Source organism: Micromonospora sp. BL1 (assembly GCF_003667485.1).
Lineage (GTDB): Bacteria > Actinomycetota > Actinomycetes > Mycobacteriales > Micromonosporaceae > Micromonospora > Micromonospora tulbaghiae.
The window spans coordinates 1-434 of sequence record NZ_RCVK01000018.1 but is presented as its reverse complement, the minus strand read 5'-3'; the positions used below and the strand labels follow the sequence as shown (position 1 = coordinate 434).

General features: G+C 35.5%; 1 pseudogene. It reads right to left on the bottom strand.

What is annotated here, in order from left to right:
* Nucleotides 1-434: pseudogene (locus EAD96_RS00065) on the bottom strand (UbiD family decarboxylase domain-containing protein); the annotation flags it as partial.

Below are 434 nucleotides of genomic sequence, written 5' to 3'. Positions count from 1 at the left end.
TTCTAGCTATATCTGGATAAACAGGTGTGGTTGCATCAATAATAAGTTTTGTATGCATTCCAGCTGGTTCTGATGAAGGATCCAAAGGCATGCCTGGCGCATTTTCAATAAGAGTTACATCCTTATCTGGTATTACTTTTACCGTAAGTGCCCACATAACCTGTGGAAGATTAAATGGATCTACAGTTTCATCAACTACAATAATTATTTTAGAATATGGCATTCCATGTGGAGTTGATAAAAGCCTCATTGCTACCGCTTTTCCATAACCTCCAAATCTACATTTAGTAGAAATTATAACGCCAATTCCATGAGTATACATAGCATTAACTGCTACTACTTCAGGGAAATCTCTTTTCAATTGCCTATAAAGAGGTAAACTTGTATTTAATCCAACTAAATAATCAACTTCTGTCCATGGCATTCCTATATAC